Origin of the sequence: Cytophaga sp. FL35 (assembly GCF_014349235.1) — a bacterium.
Classification (GTDB): Bacteria; Bacteroidota; Bacteroidia; order Flavobacteriales; family Flavobacteriaceae; genus Euzebyella.
In genome coordinates, this window is the sequence record NZ_JACSOH010000003.1 from 1 (window position 1) to 16,256 (window position 16,256).

Sequence of the window (16,256 nt, forward strand, 5' to 3'; positions counted from 1 at the left end):
ACAAATTTTTAGTTTTGTCTAAATTTAATTTTAAACCTATTTAAATATTAATTTTGCTCACACAAAAATTACATCTAACCATATGCTATTTTGCCCTGTTAGTCAGTTTGGGTCTTCATGCTCAAAATGGAGAACTGCGGGGCACCATAACTGATGAAAATTTTCCGGTGGCTTATGCAAATGTTTTTTTACGAGGAACGGATTTTGGAACGGCTTCCGATGAAAATGGAAATTTTCTCATCCCAGACATTCCCGAAGGAAACTACACCCTATTGGTAAAAGTGTTGGGCTACCAGCCTTATTCCAGCAGCATTAAAATACAATCGGAAAAAACGAAGAATCTGAATATACTTCTGCAAGAATCATCGGAACAACTGGAAGAAACCGTGGTTACCGGCACCTTAAAAGCGGTCAGCCGATCGGAAAGTCCGGTACCGGTGGAAGTCTACAGTCCCACCTTCTTGAAAAAGAACCCTACTGCAAGTATTTTTGAGGCCCTGCAAAATGTCAACGGGGTTCGCCCGCAAATCAACTGTAACGTGTGCAACACAGGTGATATACATATTAACGGATTGGAAGGGCCCTATACTTTGGTTCTTATAGACGGAATGCCCATTGTTAGTGGTCTAGGAACGGTTTATGGCCTATCAGGAATTCCCAACTCCCTCATTGAACAGATCGAGGTAGTAAAAGGACCTGCTTCTAGCCTCTACGGGAGCGAAGCTGTTGGCGGACTTATCAATATTATTACTAAAAATAGCTTGGACGCGCCCGACTTTTCTGCTGATGCTTTTACCACCAGTTGGGGAGAGTTCAATTTAGACGTGGGAGCTAAAATTCCGACTGGTAAAAAAACAGATGTCCTATTGGGCGTGAACTATTTTAAATACGATGAGCTAATCGATAACAACAATGACAACTTTACTGATCTAACGCTTCAAGATAGAATTTCGGTATTTCAAAAATGGAATTTTAAAAGAGATAAATCCCGCATCTTTTCACTTGCGGGAAGATATTTCTATGAAGACCGATGGGGTGGCGAATTGCAGTGGACACCAGAATTTAGGGGTGGAGACGAAATTTATGGCGAAAGTATTTACACAAGCCGATGGGAAATTTTAGGAAAGTATCAATTACCACTTGCCGAGAAAATATTGCTTTCCTTTTCCTATAACGACCATAAGCAAAATTCCGTTTATGGAGACACCCCTTACATTGCCGACCAACGCATAGGTTTTGCTCAGTTGACATGGGACAAAAAAGTAAAATCCCACGATTTATTATTTGGGGCGGCCGCTAGATATAATTACTACGATGATAATACGGCCGCGACTGTAGAAAAAGATGAAGTTGTAATCCCCAGTATTTTTGTACAAGATGAAATGCAATTGGCACCAAAGCATTCCCTTTTGCTGGGCATGCGCTATGATTATGATAAAAGGCACGGTAACATATTCACTCCCAGAATGGCCTATCGCTGGAAATTGAATGAAAATGATATTCTAAGATTTAATACTGGCACCGGTTTTAGAGTGGTCAATCTGTTTACTGAAGAGCATGCCGCTTTAACAGGAGCACGTGAAGTGGTGGTTACCGAAGAACTGAATCCTGAACAATCCATCAATTTCAATCTGAACTATCTCAAAAAGATCTATAGTGATAACGGTACATTTATAGGGTTGGATGCCTCTGTATTCTACACATCATTTAGTAACGCCATTTTACCAGATTACGACTCCGACCCTAATAAAATTATTTATGACAATTTAGATGGCAAATCGGTTTCTCAAGGTTTGAGCGTCAATTTAGATGTTGTTTTCCCGAGCAGTTTTAAAATAGTGGCCGGCGCTACCTTGCAAGATGTTAGCCAAACGGAGGACGACATCAAACAAAGGCAAATCCTGACCGAAAGATTTACGGGCACCTGGGGCTTATCCTACGATATTAGGCCCATTCATCTATCCATTGATTATACGGGAAATCTTTACGGACCCATGCGACTTCCACTACTAGGCGAACAAGACCCAAGACCGGAATACAGCCCCACTTGGAGCATACAAAACATACAATTCACCTACAAAGGAATTGAAAACTTTGAACTCTATGGAGGTGTAAAAAACCTATTGGATTGGACACCCAATAGAGGCAACCCCTTTTTAATTGCACGAGCCAATGATCCTTTTGACAGAGATGTTACCTTTGATAACAACGGCGATGTAGTTGCCACTGCAAACAACCCGAACGCCCTAACCTTCGACCCCTCTTATGTTTATGGACCCAACCAAGGCATCAGGGCTTTTTTTGGATTACGATATAGACTGGATTGAACAAAAACATTTTAAATATATATGTACTTTTAGACTACTTTCTAGGAGCTTAAATGTCAAACCAAACCATTCACTACGATTATATTATTATTGGAGCTGGGGCAGCGGGACTTATGTTGGCCAAGGCCATGAGCCTTGATTCCTTTTTTGATAGGTCAAGCATCCTATTGTTAGATAAGGACTCTAAAACCACGAATGACCGTACCTGGTGTTTTTGGGAAAAAGGTAAAGGTTCTTTTGACCATCTGGTCAGCAAAGACTGGAAACATATCCAGTTTGCAGCAAAAGGCTTTTCAAAAGATTACGACATTGCCCCCTTCACCTATAAAATGGTCAAAGGGCTTGATTTTTATGAAGATGCGCTGAACTATATATCCACTAAAAGCAATATACATTTCAAGATAGAAGAAGTACTTTCTATTGAAGATAAAAATGAATTTGCCCTTATAACGACACAAAATCAAACTTACAGTAGCAAAAAGGTTTTCAATAGTATGTTCTCCTATGATATGGCGAACCACCAAACAAAATACCCTGTACTACAACAACATTTTCTAGGTTGGAAAATTAAAACGGACCAATCGGTATTTGATAAAAATAAGGCTACTTTTATGGATTTTTCCGTTCCCCAAAAAGGAAATACCCGATTTATGTACGTGCTCCCTTTTTCGGACAATGAGGCTTTGGTGGAATATACTCTTTTCAGTAAAGATTTGCTACCAAAAGCCGAATACAAAGCTGCTCTAACAACATACATCTCAGAAAATCTGCAAATCAAAAATTTTGAAATTGTAGAAACGGAATTTGGAAGCATCCCCATGACCTGCTATCCTTTTTCAAAAAATAACAGTCGGCATATTTATCATATTGGCACGGCGGGCGGTTGGGCCAAACCTAGCACCGGCTATGCATTTATGAGCACTGCTAGAAAGATACCCTTTTTAATCCATCACTTAAAAACAAATAAGCCCTTAAATATCCTCGAATTCAAGAACCGCTTCTGGTACTACGACTTGATTTTACTTGACGTTTTAGCCAAAAACAATTCGCAAGGCCATTCCATTTTCACCTCTATTTTCAGAAAAAGAAGTCCTCAATTGCTTTTTAACTTTTTAGGCGAAAACACTTCCCTTAGAGAAGAGCTATACTTTGTTTGGAGCTGTCCTAAATGGCTTTTTATCAAAAATTTATTGATTAGAATACTACATAAAAAATAAATCCGTAAGGAATTTGAATTTTTAAAAAAAGCAACTCGTAAATGTTATTTTTAGGATTTTTTTACCTTGTTAATTGTAAATCACCTATTTTTAACAGCAATTTAACTCAAGAAACAACTATATGAACTACCAACTTTTTCTTAAAAGGAAGAGGACCGTGCATTATTACACATATGCCCTTTCCTTTATCTGTTTATTTTTAACTTCATCATTGCTACAGGCACAAGAACTGACTGTCAATGGAAATGTAACATCCGCTTCAGACGGCATGCCACTTCCAGGTGTTTCCGTTTTAGATGCCAACGACCCATCTAAAGGTGTTGTAGCAGATTTTGATGGAAATTTTACCATTACTCTGAGTAGCCCCAATACAAGCTTGCGCCTTTCCTATATCGGTTTTAAGCCGTTGGTTGTACCTGTCAATGGTCAGACGAGCCTATCAATTGCAATGGAAGAAGATGTTGCTAATCTTGAAGAGGTAGTTGTAGTAGGGTACGGAACCCAGAAAAAAGCTACTGTAACCGGTGCGGTTACCGCTGTTCAAGGTGCTGTTTTGGAGAGCTCCCCAGCAGTAAGTGTTTCCAACTCTTTGGCAGGAAGACTTCCTGGTGTTGTCATTATCCAAACTAGTGGAGAACCTGGAAATGATGAATCCAGTATTAACATTCGAGGTCAAAACACCTTGGGAAATAATCAGCCTCTAATAGTTATTGATGGTATACCAGATAGAGATGGTGGGGTGGGCCGACTTAACCCTGATGACATTGAAAATATTTCCGTCTTAAAAGATGCTTCGGCAGCAATATATGGAGCAAGAGCTGCGAACGGTGCACTAATTGTTACCACAAAGCAAGGTAGAAATGGAAAACCGACCGTCACCTACAAGGCTGATTTTGGACTCACTAGACCAACAAAAGTTCCTGAGATGTCAAATGCCTACGAATATTTGACGATAATGAATGAGCTTTCTATATTTAACAGTAATATTCCTGTTAACCAATGGGGAGCGGCTTGGAACGATATCCAAAACCAGGGCAGTTATACGATTCCAGAAACTGACGAGACCATCAATGCTGCATTTAGTCCAACTACCGTTGCCGGACATAGGGACGGGACAGACCCGTGGTTATATCCAGATAGTGACTGGTTCGGAGCTACGTTTAAGGATTTTGCAGAGCAAAGTCGTCATAATTTATCAATTAGCGGAGGTAGTGAGGCAATTAAATATTATTCGTCAATAGGATATACCGATCAAGATGCCATTTATAAAAATTCCGCAAATCGCTATCAGCAATATAATTTTAGAATTAATACGGATGTTAAAGTAAATGATTACATAAATTCTAAATTAGGCTTTGCATATCGTAAAGAAGACAGGACCTTTCCTACGGAAGGTGCTGGAGCCATTTTCAGAATGTTAATGAGGGGTAGGCCCAATGAACCTGCTGTCTGGCCAAATGGACTACCTGGTCCTGATATAGAAAATGGCCAACAACCGGTTGTTGTTACCACAAATGCGACTGGATATGATAAGCGCCCTACAGATTATCTACAGTTTACTGCTTCCGTAGATATCGAAAACCCTTGGGTTGAAGGTCTTAAAATGACATTGCTAACAGGAGTAGATCAAAGTCAAGAAAGGCGTAAAAGATGGGAAACTCCATGGACCTTGTATTATTTGGACCGAGAAAATTACATAGCAACTGGAAATCCTGTTTTAGAAGGTGCTATAAGGTCTAATTTTACCGATCCAAGATTGACCCAATTTAGTTCAAACAGATTGAATGTAAATCTAACTGGGCTTTTAAATTATGATCGCACCTTTGGTGAGGATCACACAATTAATCTTTTAGCCGGTGTAACTAAAGAAACGTTTCAAGGAGAGTTTTTCTCAGCATTTAGAAGAAATTACATTTCTCCAGCCGTAGACCAATTATTTGCTGGAGGTACAGACCAACAAAACACTGATGGTAGTGGTTTTAATAGAACACGCCTAGGTTACTATGGTCGAGCGCAATATAACTTTAAGGAAAAATATCTAGCCGAGTTCATTTGGAGATATGACGGTTCCTACATATTTCCAGAAGGAGATCGTTTCGGTTTCTTTCCCGGCGTACTAGTGGGATGGAACATCAATAATGAAGATTGGTTTAATGTCAAGGGTATAGATTATCTTAAATTACGCTCGTCTTACGGTCAGATGGGAAATGACCAAGTTGCTTTTGATTCAAACGGCAACGGCGTTATTGACCAAGGTGAATTAAGGGAATATGCATTTTTATCAACCTATGGATTTGGACAATATCCTATAGACGGTAACGTAGTTAACACCTTAGAAGAAACAGTATTAGCCAATGATAGCTTTACCTGGGAGAGAGCAAACAACTTTAATGTAGGTTTAGATGGAATTGTAATCAATGGAAGTTTAAGCTTTACCCTCGAGTATTTCCTTAACAAAAGAGATCAAATTCTAATTCAACAAACCGGTTCCACGCCAGGCTCTTCGGGAATTTCGGAATTACTACCTCCTGTAAATGCAGGCAAGGTAAATAATGAAGGATTTGAATTTGCCTTGAATTATTACGGAGGTAAAGAAGATGGTATTAAGTATGATATAGGAGTAAACGGAGGTTACGCCAAAAACACTGTGGTCTTCATGGATGAAATACCAGGTATTCCAGAATATCAGAAGATGGAAGGAAAACCAATAGGTTCATTTTTGGTATACGAGTCTGACGGCGTTTTTATAGACCAAGCGGACATTGATAGTGAAACCTTAGATTATAGCGCCGTGAAAGGAACATTGGAACCAGGAGATATGAAGTTCAAGGACATTAACGGTGATGGAATCATTAATGATTTGGATCAAGTGAGAAAAGACGAAAGTCTTTTTCCAAAATTCAATTTTGGACTTACCCTTAACGCTTCTTATAAAAACTGGGACTTATCTGTTTTATTTCAAGGAGCGACTGGTGCTTCCCTTCCAATTCAAACAGAATCTGGAGATATAGGTAACTTCTTAAAATATAGTTTTGACAATAGATGGAGTATTGATAATCCTAGTAGTCAACATCCAAGATTAGCAAGTAGAGGGGATACCTATTATTCCGGTGGTGCCTATGGAAACAATACATACAACTTATTTGATAAGGATTATCTAAGACTTAAAAACGTGCAACTTGCCTATAACTTCCCAACAGATTGGATTCAACCTTTTGGGCTATCTAAATTTAGGGTTTATGTAAGCGGTCTAAATATTGCCACATGGGCCAAGCAAGATATTTATGATCCAGAATCTACTGTTACCAGCGGACAATTCTATCCCCAACAGTCTGTGCTTAACACAGGATTTACTTTAACATTTTAATTAAAAGTTATGAAAAAAGAAAGAATATTTATTTTAGGATTACTGGTGGTCGCTATGCTACCCATATCCTGCAAAGAAGATTTTTTAGACACCCAGCCGCTCGATAAAATTTCGGCTGATGCAACATGGTCAGACCCAGCTTTATCCGAAGCATTCGTTTTTAATGTATATGCCTCCCTAAACTATGGTGGGTTTGAAGAAGAAGGTCTTGCTTCATTAACGGACGAGGCTATGTTCACCCACTCTGGAAGAAATATAAATGTAATTAATGAGGGTACACTTTCACCAGCTTCTACAGGAAATACAGTAATAATTCCTCAATGGAATGAATTGTTTTCAGCAGTAAGAAAAGCAAATATCGCATTACTAGAGCTGCCAAATTCAACTTTTGAAAATGATGAGCTAAAGGAACGATTAACAGGGGAATCACATTTTCTTAGAGCCTATTACTACCATCAATTGATGAGGTATTATGGGGGTGCTCCCATTATAGAGAGACCATATGCCCTAAACGAGGATTACACAGCCCCACGAGCAACCTATTCCGAACTGGTTGATTTTGTTTTAGCTGATTTGGAAAATGCTATTACCATGCTTGATGGAAAGCAAGAAACCGCAGGCCGTGCTTCTAAATTAAGTGCAATGGCATTGAAATCTAGAGTTTTACTTTATGCAGCCAGTGATTTGAGGGATGGCCCTACAGCACAAGCAAATTCCACAGCACATGGCTCCTATTCCAATATAGATTTAGTAGCATATCCATCTGGAGATAGAGATGCTAGATGGATGGCCGCAAAGGAAGCGGCAGAAGCTGTTTTAAACACAACTTCTGGCTACAAACTTGATTTAACCGAGCCGGTAACAGCAGAAGAAGGAACTCAAAACTACATATCAATTGCCTTAGGAGGTGGGAGTGCGGTGGGAGATGCTGCGGCCCGGTCCGAGTTACTTTTTGAACGTACCCATTCTCCTCTTTTCACCCAAGAGAGTAATTGGCCATTAGGGGGAATACACCAAGGAATTAACAATGGACCTAATGGTTATCACAACTGGGCAGGCAACACCCCTATTCAAAACCTTGTTGACGATTACCAAATGATGGATGGCTCAAGTTTTGATTGGGACAACCCGGAACATGCAGCAGACCCCTATTCCAATAGGGATCCAAGATTGAAAGCAACCATCCTTTACGATGGTGCCGATTGGAAACCTCGCCCTAGTGATGTAGCAGGAATGGATCCATATGACCAAATACAAACCGGTAGTTATGCAAATGGTTCAGGAGAAAAAATTCCAGGTATTGACACTAGAGATTCTCCTATTGAAAACTGGAATGGTTCGCGTACCGGATATTATGTAAGGAAATTTATTGACCCTGACCCTGCTATAGCGGACAATCAATCAAGTGCTCAAGTTATCCCTTGGCCCTTTTTGAGATACACAGAAGTGGTTTTAAATTATGTAGAGGCCGCAATTGAAACCGGTGATGAAGATGCTGCTCGAAATTGGATGAACAAAATTAGATTTAGAGTAGGTATGCCAGAAATAACGGCCACTGGAACAGATTTGGTCGATGCTTATAGAAATGAAAGAAGAATTGAATTAGCCTATGAGGAGCATCGCTACCATGATGCTAGAAGATGGATGATCGCCCCTGAAACCATTGGACAGGGAATTAGGGTCATCAATGTTGAAGCTGAACTAAAACCAGGAGCTTCTCCCCACGTGCCTTATAAGTTCGATAAGGATGTCTATGATTATTCCTATACGGTAGTTCCAAATACCGATAACGAAACAAGAACCTGGAACGACAAAATGTATTTTATGCCGATTTTAAGAGATGAAATCAATAGAAATGAACAACTCATCCAAAATCCAGGTTACTAAGTAAACGAACTTTTAGGATTACTCTACCCGCCCTTAAGGCGGGTAGATTGTTTATACCAATACAATATGCGTCACCCCAATTTTAAATACTTAAAAACATTCACCATTATAATCCTGCTTGCCTTTAGCTGTAAAAAAAATGATTCCAATTTAGCTACAGTAAAAAATAATAGTAAAGGTCCACTTTTTCAATTGGTAGACCCCAATTTTTCTAACGTCCATTTCCAAAATAACTTAGAAGAAGGTTTAAATGCGAATGTTTTAGTATATGAGTATCTATATAACGGTGGGGGTGTTGCTACAGGGGATTTTAATGGTGATGGTTTACAAGACCTATATTTCACCTCTAATATGGGTGAAAACAAGTTTTATATCAATAATGGTGACTTCCAGTTTTCTGATGCTACCAAAAAATCGGGAGTAGAAGGTCGAAAGAGTCCTTGGAAAACTGGCGTATCAGCTGCAGATGTAAATGGAGACGGTAAACTTGATATATACATATGTTATTCCGGGGCTCTCCCTCCTGAAAAAAGAAAAAATCAATTATTTATCAATCAAGGTAATGATAAGAACAACTTTCCCCTATTTAAAGAAATGGGCGCTGATTATGGTCTTGACAGTCCTGCATTCAGCAACCAAGGATACTTTTTAGATTATGATCAAGATGGGGACCTAGATATGTTTTTACTTAACCACAACCCAAAATCTATTCCAATCTTAAATGAAAAGAAAACTGAAGAACTTTTAAAGCAGGATGATTCTTTGAAGGGATTACGACTTTTTAAACAAGTTGATGGCAAGTTTTATGATTTCACTGTTAAATCGGGAATTAATGGCTCTGCCTTAAGTTACGGTTTAGGTTTAGGTATTAGTGATTTGAACGATGATGGATTCCTAGACATATACGTATCAAACGACTATACCATTCCAGATTATCTTTATATAAATAACCAAGACGGGACTTTTACAAATAGATTACAGTCAAGCCTAGGACATACAAGTCATTTTTCCATGGGTAATGACATTGCTGACATCAATAACGATGGCCTACAAGACATCTTCACGTTGGATATGTTACCACAAGACAACAAAAGACAAAAACTTCTTTTAGCTCCTGATAATTACGAGAAATTTGATTTGAATTTAAGAAGTGGCTTTCACTATCAATATATGCGAAATATGCTGCAATTAAATAACGGAAACGGAACCTTTAGTGAGATTGGACAGCAATTAGGAATTTCAAATACGGACTGGAGCTGGGCACCACTTTTTTTTGATTACAATAATGATGGCCATAAAGACTTATATGTTACTAATGGCTATTTTCGTGACTATACCAACCTTGACTTTATTAATTATATGGAGGACTATGTTCAAAACAAGGGACGTTTAAAAAGAGAGAACGTGTTGGAACTGATAGGTAAAATGCCATCATCTAATCTTAAAAATTATCTTTTCACGAACACTGGCCATTTAGATTTTGAAAATACTACGGAACAAAATGGAGTCGATATCAGTGCCAACAGCAACGGCGCTTCCTACGTTGATTTAGATAATGACGGGGACTTGGACCTAGTAGTCAATAACATAAATAAGCCTGCATTCATATTTGAAAATCTATCTAAAGAAAATAACTATCTTAAAATAAAGCTTAAGGGAGAAAAAAAGAACACACATGGTATTGGTTCAAAAGTTACCATATTCCACTCTGGCCAAAAACAAACACTCTTTCAAATACCGAACAAAGGCTATTTATCAAGCGTTTCACCAACGCTGCATTTTGGATTAGGTAAAAGTACTTCTGTGGATTCCTTAAAGATAATATGGGGAAACAGCGGCCAACAGACATTATTCGATATACGGGCGAATCAAGAATTACTATTAAATGCTTCCAACGTAACAAATACCATTTTACAAAAAAACATACTAACCAATAGAAAGTACTTCTCTTCTGAAAATGAGATCCTATCATACCATCACTTAGCGAGCCTAGTAAATGATTTTAAAAGGCAATCCTTATTAATATCTCAGATTTCGCATTCAGGTCCATGTATGGCAAGCGGAGATTTCAACAAAGACGGTATGCAGGATATTTTCGTTGGCGGACCAAAAGGTCAAGCCGCTCAAATATTTTTGCAATCAAAAAATGGCCTTTTTAAAACCAAGAAAGTTTTAGATTTTGAAATTGACAAAATTACTCATGACGAAGCCGTAAACATTTTTGATGCAAATGGCGATGGTAATTTGGATTTATATGTGGCTAGCGGAGGTTATCATGATTACGCCGAAAAGGATAAAAACCTTCAGGATCGGTTATATTTCGGAAACGGTAAAGGGGACTTTACAATAAGTCATAATTCAATTCCAGAGATGCAGCTAGCCACAGGAGCCATTAGTACTATTGATTTAAATAAGGATGGATATTTAGACATGGTCATTGGCGGAGCAGTAAGACCAGGAAAATTTCCAATTTCATCCATTAGCTATTGTTTAATCAATGATGGAAAAGGAATCTTTTCCATAGGCAAAAATGTTTTTGACCATACTTTTGAGAATATCGGGATAACTAAAAAAATAGTACCTCTAGATATTAATGGCGATAACGTCGATGAAATAATTGTTGTTGGTGAATGGATGCCAATAACAATTTATGAGCAAGAAGGAAGTAAATGGAAAAACAGCACCTTAAAGTTCTTTGACCATGAATACTCTGGTCTTTGGAACACTATAGAAATAGGTGACTTCAACAAAGATGGCCTGCCGGATATTATTGCCGGAAATTTAGGAACTAACACTCAACTTTCAGCGTCGGTGAAGCAACCAGCTTCATTAGTTTTTGGGGATTTTGATAATAATGGATCAGTGGATCCTCTTCTCAATTTTTATATAAACGACACCTTATATCCATTCATTACGCGAGACGAACTTTTGGGGCAACTTCCTAACAAAAAATCTATTTTTAACGATTATAAGAGCTATTCAACTGCCATTTTGGAAAATGTTCTAACTCAAAATGAACTAAGCGAGGCCAAGAAATTATTCATAAACACAACCAAAACTTCCTTATTTCTAAGCAATAATGATGGAAAACTTCATGAGGCCAACTTACCTCCTGAGGTTCAGTTTGCACCAATCAATACCCTTCAAGTGAACGATTTTGACCAAGATGGCAATTTGGACATGGCTTTGTTTGGCAACAACTATTTCTATAAATTAAGACTTGGAAGATCAGACGCAAATTACGGCCTACTCTTATTAGGTAATGATGAAGGCAGATTCACTACAATTGACCAAAATAAATCTGGATTTAACATAAAAGGTCAAGTAAACAGTTCACTTATTATTAATAATAGATTATTTCTAGGTATTTACGGCAGTCCTATTGAGACATACTCGATGAGTAAAATTAAAATAAAATGATGTTTAAGAATATACTAGCCATAACAACTATCTCTATGGTCTTCTTCATATCATGTAGACGTGAAAACAAAGTACAGCAACCTACTACTAATATTGGTATTGAATGGGCAAAAATGGCCCTTTACATAACTAAGAACACCCCTTCAAACTCACCAACATTTGCTTCAAGGGCTTTTGCATATATTGGTCTAACTATGTATGAATCCGTAGTCCATAGTAGTCAAAGTTATAACTCAATGGCTGGACAACTGAATGGTTTGGACTACTTACCTCTGCCTCCAAGTGATTCTGTAAATTGGAATCTCGTATTAAACGCAGGTCAAGCTGAACTTTTAAAGAATATATATTTACAAACGTCTGATGCAAACAAGGCGAAAATCGATTCTTTAGAGACTGTTCTCTTCAATTTCTATTCAAAGAACCTAAACATGAAATCTATAGAAGAATCTACGGAATACGGTCAAACCATTGCCCAAAAAATTTTTGAATGGTCCAAGACCGATGGAGGTCATAGAGGTTATCTTAAAAATTTCGATAAGGAAATAATTTTTCCCAATAAACCCGGTTCGTGGAAACCACCTTTGTTTGCACAATCATTTAGCCACTATCCCCTACATCCGCATTGGGGTAAAAACAGACGGTTTGTAGAAAAAAATGATTCTCTCCCATTTCCAAATTTTATTGCATATGACACATTACCGGAATCTGAGTACTACCGTCAGTTTCTAGAGGTTTACGAAAAGGATAAAGTTCTTACCAAAAAAGAAAAAGAAGCTGCCATCTGGTGGGGAGATGATCCAGACGTTACATTCACCCCTCCGGGCCATTCATTCTATATTGCCACTCTGGCTTTGGAAAAAGAACAACCAGATTTAATAAAAGTTGTTTTGGTCTATGCACAAACTGGAATTGCCGTAGCTGATGCCTTTACGAACTGTTGGCAATGGAAATATCACTTCTTTTCCGAAAGAGCCAATACTTTTATTCCAAAATTTATAGACGAGGAATGGGAATCCTTTTGGCCAGACCCTCCTTTTCCGGCGTTTCCATCAGGTCACGCAATTCAAGCTTCAGCTGCTGCTACCATTCTCGAGGAAAATTTTGGAAAGAATTTTAATTTTATTGATAGAGCACATGAAGGGCGTCCAAGAGATGATGTTCGTGATACTGATTTTGTATCTAGAGAATTCAACTCATTTTGGGAAGCCGCTATAGAAACAGCCGATTCCAGATTTTATGGAGGTATTCATACCCGTCAAGATAATGAGGTTGGTCTACAAGAAGGTAAAAAAATAGCAAACAATGTTTTAACGTTGAAATGGACAAAAAATTAATACACTTATTTTTAATTGCACTTTCCATTAACTATGTGCAAAATCTCCATTCTCAAAATCAATTTACCGATATAACAAATTCTGCAGGAATAAATCATGTATTCAAAGTTTACGATGGCACATTTGGTGGAGGTGCTGTTGCTTTTGATATCGACAATGACGGATATGAGGACTTATTCATAACCGGAGGCACAAATAAAGATCATTTATATCTAAATAATGGTGATGGAACCTTTACTAACATATATGAAATCTCTGGTCTGAACTCTTCAAGTAATTATGTTACTCAAGGATGTGCTAGTGCAGACGTTAACAGAGATGGTTATAGAGACCTATTCATTACAACCATCAATTCCAATGACAACAATACGCCTATACCTAGAGCACACAACCTCCTATTTTTGAACAATGGTGACAAAACATTTAGGAATGCCACTAAAGAATTTGGAATAGATGAATTGAACTCTTTTAGCACTGCTCCTAGTTTTGGTGACATCAACGCAGATGGATATCCTGATCTCTATGTTGGAAATTATTTTCAAGAATTCAAGGGTAAACTAGGAATATTAAAAGATGCCACAATTGTAAGTTCAAATGAAAGAGCCAAAAGCTACCTCTTATTAAACAAAGGGGGGAAAAAGTTTGTCGATGCTTATGAAAATTATGATTTAGGACATAAGGGATTCGGTTTTGGCGCAGTACTTACAGATTATGATAACGATTCCGATTTGGATATTTTAGTCAACCATGATTTTGGTTACAAAGCTGCACCCAATATCCTTTACGAAAACTTATACCCGAAAAAAAAATTTAGGGATGTAAGTAAGCTAAAGGAAATGGATTTAAAGATTAATGCTATGGGAGCAGCTGTAGGTGATTATAATAATGATGGAAACTTGGACTATTATGTTACCAACATAAAATTTAATCTTTTAATGACCAATCAAGGTTTTCAATTACCATTTATTGATAAAGCAAAAGAACTGGGGACTCATAAGTTTACTATAAGTTGGGGCGCCAATTTTGCTGATTTTGATAATGACGGCGACTTGGATTTATATGTAACTAATGGAGATCTTAATCCCAACTGTACTCCTATGGGTAATTTTTACTTCGAAAATGAAGGTAAAAAATTTTTAGACAAATCCATTGAAAAGGGTGCAGACGATTATGGAATAGGAAGAGGGTCTGTGGTTTTTGATATTGAAAATGACGGGGATTTAGATTTATTGGTAGTTAATCAGAACCCCATACTTGAGTACCCTATTCCTTCTTTTACTAGATTGTTTAGAAATGATGGTGACAATGGTAATTGGCTAAAGGTTAAACTAGATGGTATCGAAGCCGAAAAAAATGGAATTGGTTCGAGGGTAGAGTTGTCAATAGGTGATTTTAAAATGATTCGTGAAATTGATGGTGGGGGTTCAAGTCATTTATCCCAGAATTCTGTTGTTGCACATTTTGGTTTGGGTAAATCAACAATGAAAGTTGACACAATAAGAATCCACTGGTTAGGAGGTAAAAAACAAGTCATAACTCAAATAGACAGCAATCAATTGATTATTGTAACAGAAGAAAAAAGTACAAACTACAGCCCCTTTTATTGGCTATTTGTAATTCCTTTAATAGCCTTAACTCTTTATTTTCTAAAACTTTCTAAAGCTGATTAAACCTCCCTCATCATTAAGCTCTCGCCAAAAGACCTTAATAGTTCTTTCTTTTGCTCAGATATAGATAGGAAATCAAGTACTTGAAATGCCTTCTCGGAATATCTTAAAATCTCCTTCTTTGTATTTTCAGAAGAACCGCTTCTGACAAAAATTTCCTTTATCGTATTAATTTTTTCCGCTGGATTTTTTGGTTCTATGGAATAGAGGTCGATCAATTCCTTACGCTCCTTTTCGCTACCCCTTTCCAAAGCTTTTAGGTATAAAAAGGTCTTCTTATTTTCAATGATATCCCCCCCTACCTGTTTACCAAATGTTTCAGGGTTTCCAAAAGCGTCCAGATAATCATCCTGTAACTGAAAAGCGAGACCCAAATTAAGACCAAAAGAATAGATGGCATCTTTTTCCCCATCTGGAGCATTGGCGACTACAGCACCCATTTTTAAAGCCGCTGCAATTAAAACAGCCGTCTTGTATTCAATCATTTTCAAATATTCCGGTATGGTAACGTCTTCCCTGGATTCAAAATCGATATCATATTGCTGACCCTCACACACCTTAAGCGCAGTTTCACTAAACAACTCGGCCAAACTCCTAAAAACATGGGGAGGGTAATTTTCAAATAATTGATAAGCCTTGATTAACATGGCATCACCGGAAAGAATACCCGTATTTATATCCCACTTTTCATGTACGGTAGCCTTTCCCCGTCTTAAGGGAGCCGCATCCATAATATCATCATGAACCAAGGAAAAGTTATGAAAAACCTCCACGGCCAATGCAGCATTAAAGGCATCCTTATAACTTCCATTAAAAATTTCCGTAGACATTAGAGTAAGAACTGGGCGTAGCCGTTTTCCCCCCAATCCCAAAATATAGGTTATAGGAGCGTAAAGATTTTTAGGTTCCTTGGTTTCAATTTTACTATTTAAATAAGCAAGAAATTCTTCTCTATAATAGTCGATGGAATGCATAAGGTCGATTTTCATCAAAAATACATCCATTTTAGAAACAAATGGACCTCCTTTACTACTGAT

General features: G+C 37.8%; 8 protein-coding genes. 7 read left to right on the plus strand and 1 reads right to left on the minus strand.

The features are described from left to right. The first annotated feature begins 53 nt into the window (after window positions 1-53). From BIZ36_RS02495 to BIZ36_RS02525, 7 genes are all read left to right on the plus strand, one after another. Window positions 54-2,327 (plus strand): TonB-dependent receptor, encoded by a 2,274-nt coding sequence (locus BIZ36_RS02495; protein WP_222937179.1) that lies wholly within the window; start codon window positions 54-56, stop codon window positions 2,325-2,327. Window positions 2,328-2,380: 53 nt separating this feature from the next. After that, window positions 2,381-3,544 (plus strand): lycopene cyclase family protein, encoded by a 1,164-nt coding sequence (locus tag BIZ36_RS02500; protein WP_187456290.1) that lies wholly within the window; start codon window positions 2,381-2,383, stop codon window positions 3,542-3,544. A 121-nt stretch (window positions 3,545-3,665) separates the two neighbouring features. Then, window positions 3,666-6,911: a SusC/RagA family TonB-linked outer membrane protein gene (locus BIZ36_RS02505; RefSeq protein WP_187456291.1), complete on the plus strand. Its 3,246-nt coding sequence runs from the start codon at window positions 3,666-3,668 to the stop codon at window positions 6,909-6,911. 9 nt (window positions 6,912-6,920) lie between these two features. Next, window positions 6,921-8,798: a RagB/SusD family nutrient uptake outer membrane protein gene (locus tag BIZ36_RS02510; protein ID WP_187456292.1), complete on the plus strand. Its 1,878-nt coding sequence runs from the start codon at window positions 6,921-6,923 to the stop codon at window positions 8,796-8,798. Window positions 8,799-8,864: 66 nt separating this feature from the next. Then, window positions 8,865-12,218 (plus strand): VCBS repeat-containing protein, encoded by a 3,354-nt coding sequence (locus BIZ36_RS02515; protein ID WP_187456293.1) that lies wholly within the window; start codon window positions 8,865-8,867, stop codon window positions 12,216-12,218. Beyond that, the gene (locus tag BIZ36_RS02520) at window positions 12,215-13,552 is read left to right on the plus strand and encodes a vanadium-dependent haloperoxidase (RefSeq protein ID WP_286174524.1); all 1,338 of its coding nucleotides are present in this window, start codon (window positions 12,215-12,217) and stop codon (window positions 13,550-13,552) included. The genes BIZ36_RS02515 and BIZ36_RS02520 overlap by 4 nt, the downstream gene beginning before the upstream one ends. Continuing rightward, entirely contained in the window at window positions 13,537-15,222 is a 1,686-nt protein-coding gene (locus BIZ36_RS02525) for a CRTAC1 family protein (protein WP_187456294.1), read from the plus strand. Before BIZ36_RS02520 ends, BIZ36_RS02525 begins: the two co-directional genes overlap by 16 nt. On the opposite strand, the gene BIZ36_RS02530 is transcribed toward BIZ36_RS02525, so the two are convergent. Beyond that, entirely contained in the window at window positions 15,219-16,208 is a 990-nt protein-coding gene (locus BIZ36_RS02530) for a polyprenyl synthetase family protein (protein ID WP_222937180.1), read from the minus strand. The genes BIZ36_RS02525 and BIZ36_RS02530 overlap by 4 nt on opposite strands. Window positions 16,209-16,256: the final 48 nt, after the last annotated feature.

Bases quoted from the DNA above. Each gene is read 5' to 3' on its own strand.
- BIZ36_RS02500 (WP_187456290.1), top strand. From the start codon at position 2,381: ATGTCAAACCAAACCATTCACTACGATTATATTATTATTGGAGCTGGG.
- BIZ36_RS02505 (WP_187456291.1), top strand. From the start codon at position 3,666: ATGAACTACCAACTTTTTCTTAAAAGGAAGAGGACCGTGCATTATTAC.
- BIZ36_RS02510 (WP_187456292.1), top strand. From the start codon at position 6,921: ATGAAAAAAGAAAGAATATTTATTTTAGGATTACTGGTGGTCGCTATG.
- BIZ36_RS02515 (WP_187456293.1), top strand. From the start codon at position 8,865: ATGCGTCACCCCAATTTTAAATACTTAAAAACATTCACCATTATAATC.
- BIZ36_RS02520 (WP_286174524.1), top strand. From the start codon at position 12,215: ATGATGTTTAAGAATATACTAGCCATAACAACTATCTCTATGGTCTTC.
- BIZ36_RS02525 (WP_187456294.1), top strand. From the start codon at position 13,537: ATGGACAAAAAATTAATACACTTATTTTTAATTGCACTTTCCATTAAC.
- BIZ36_RS02530 (WP_222937180.1), bottom strand. From the start codon at position 16,208: ATGAAAATCGACCTTATGCATTCCATCGACTATTATAGAGAAGAATTT.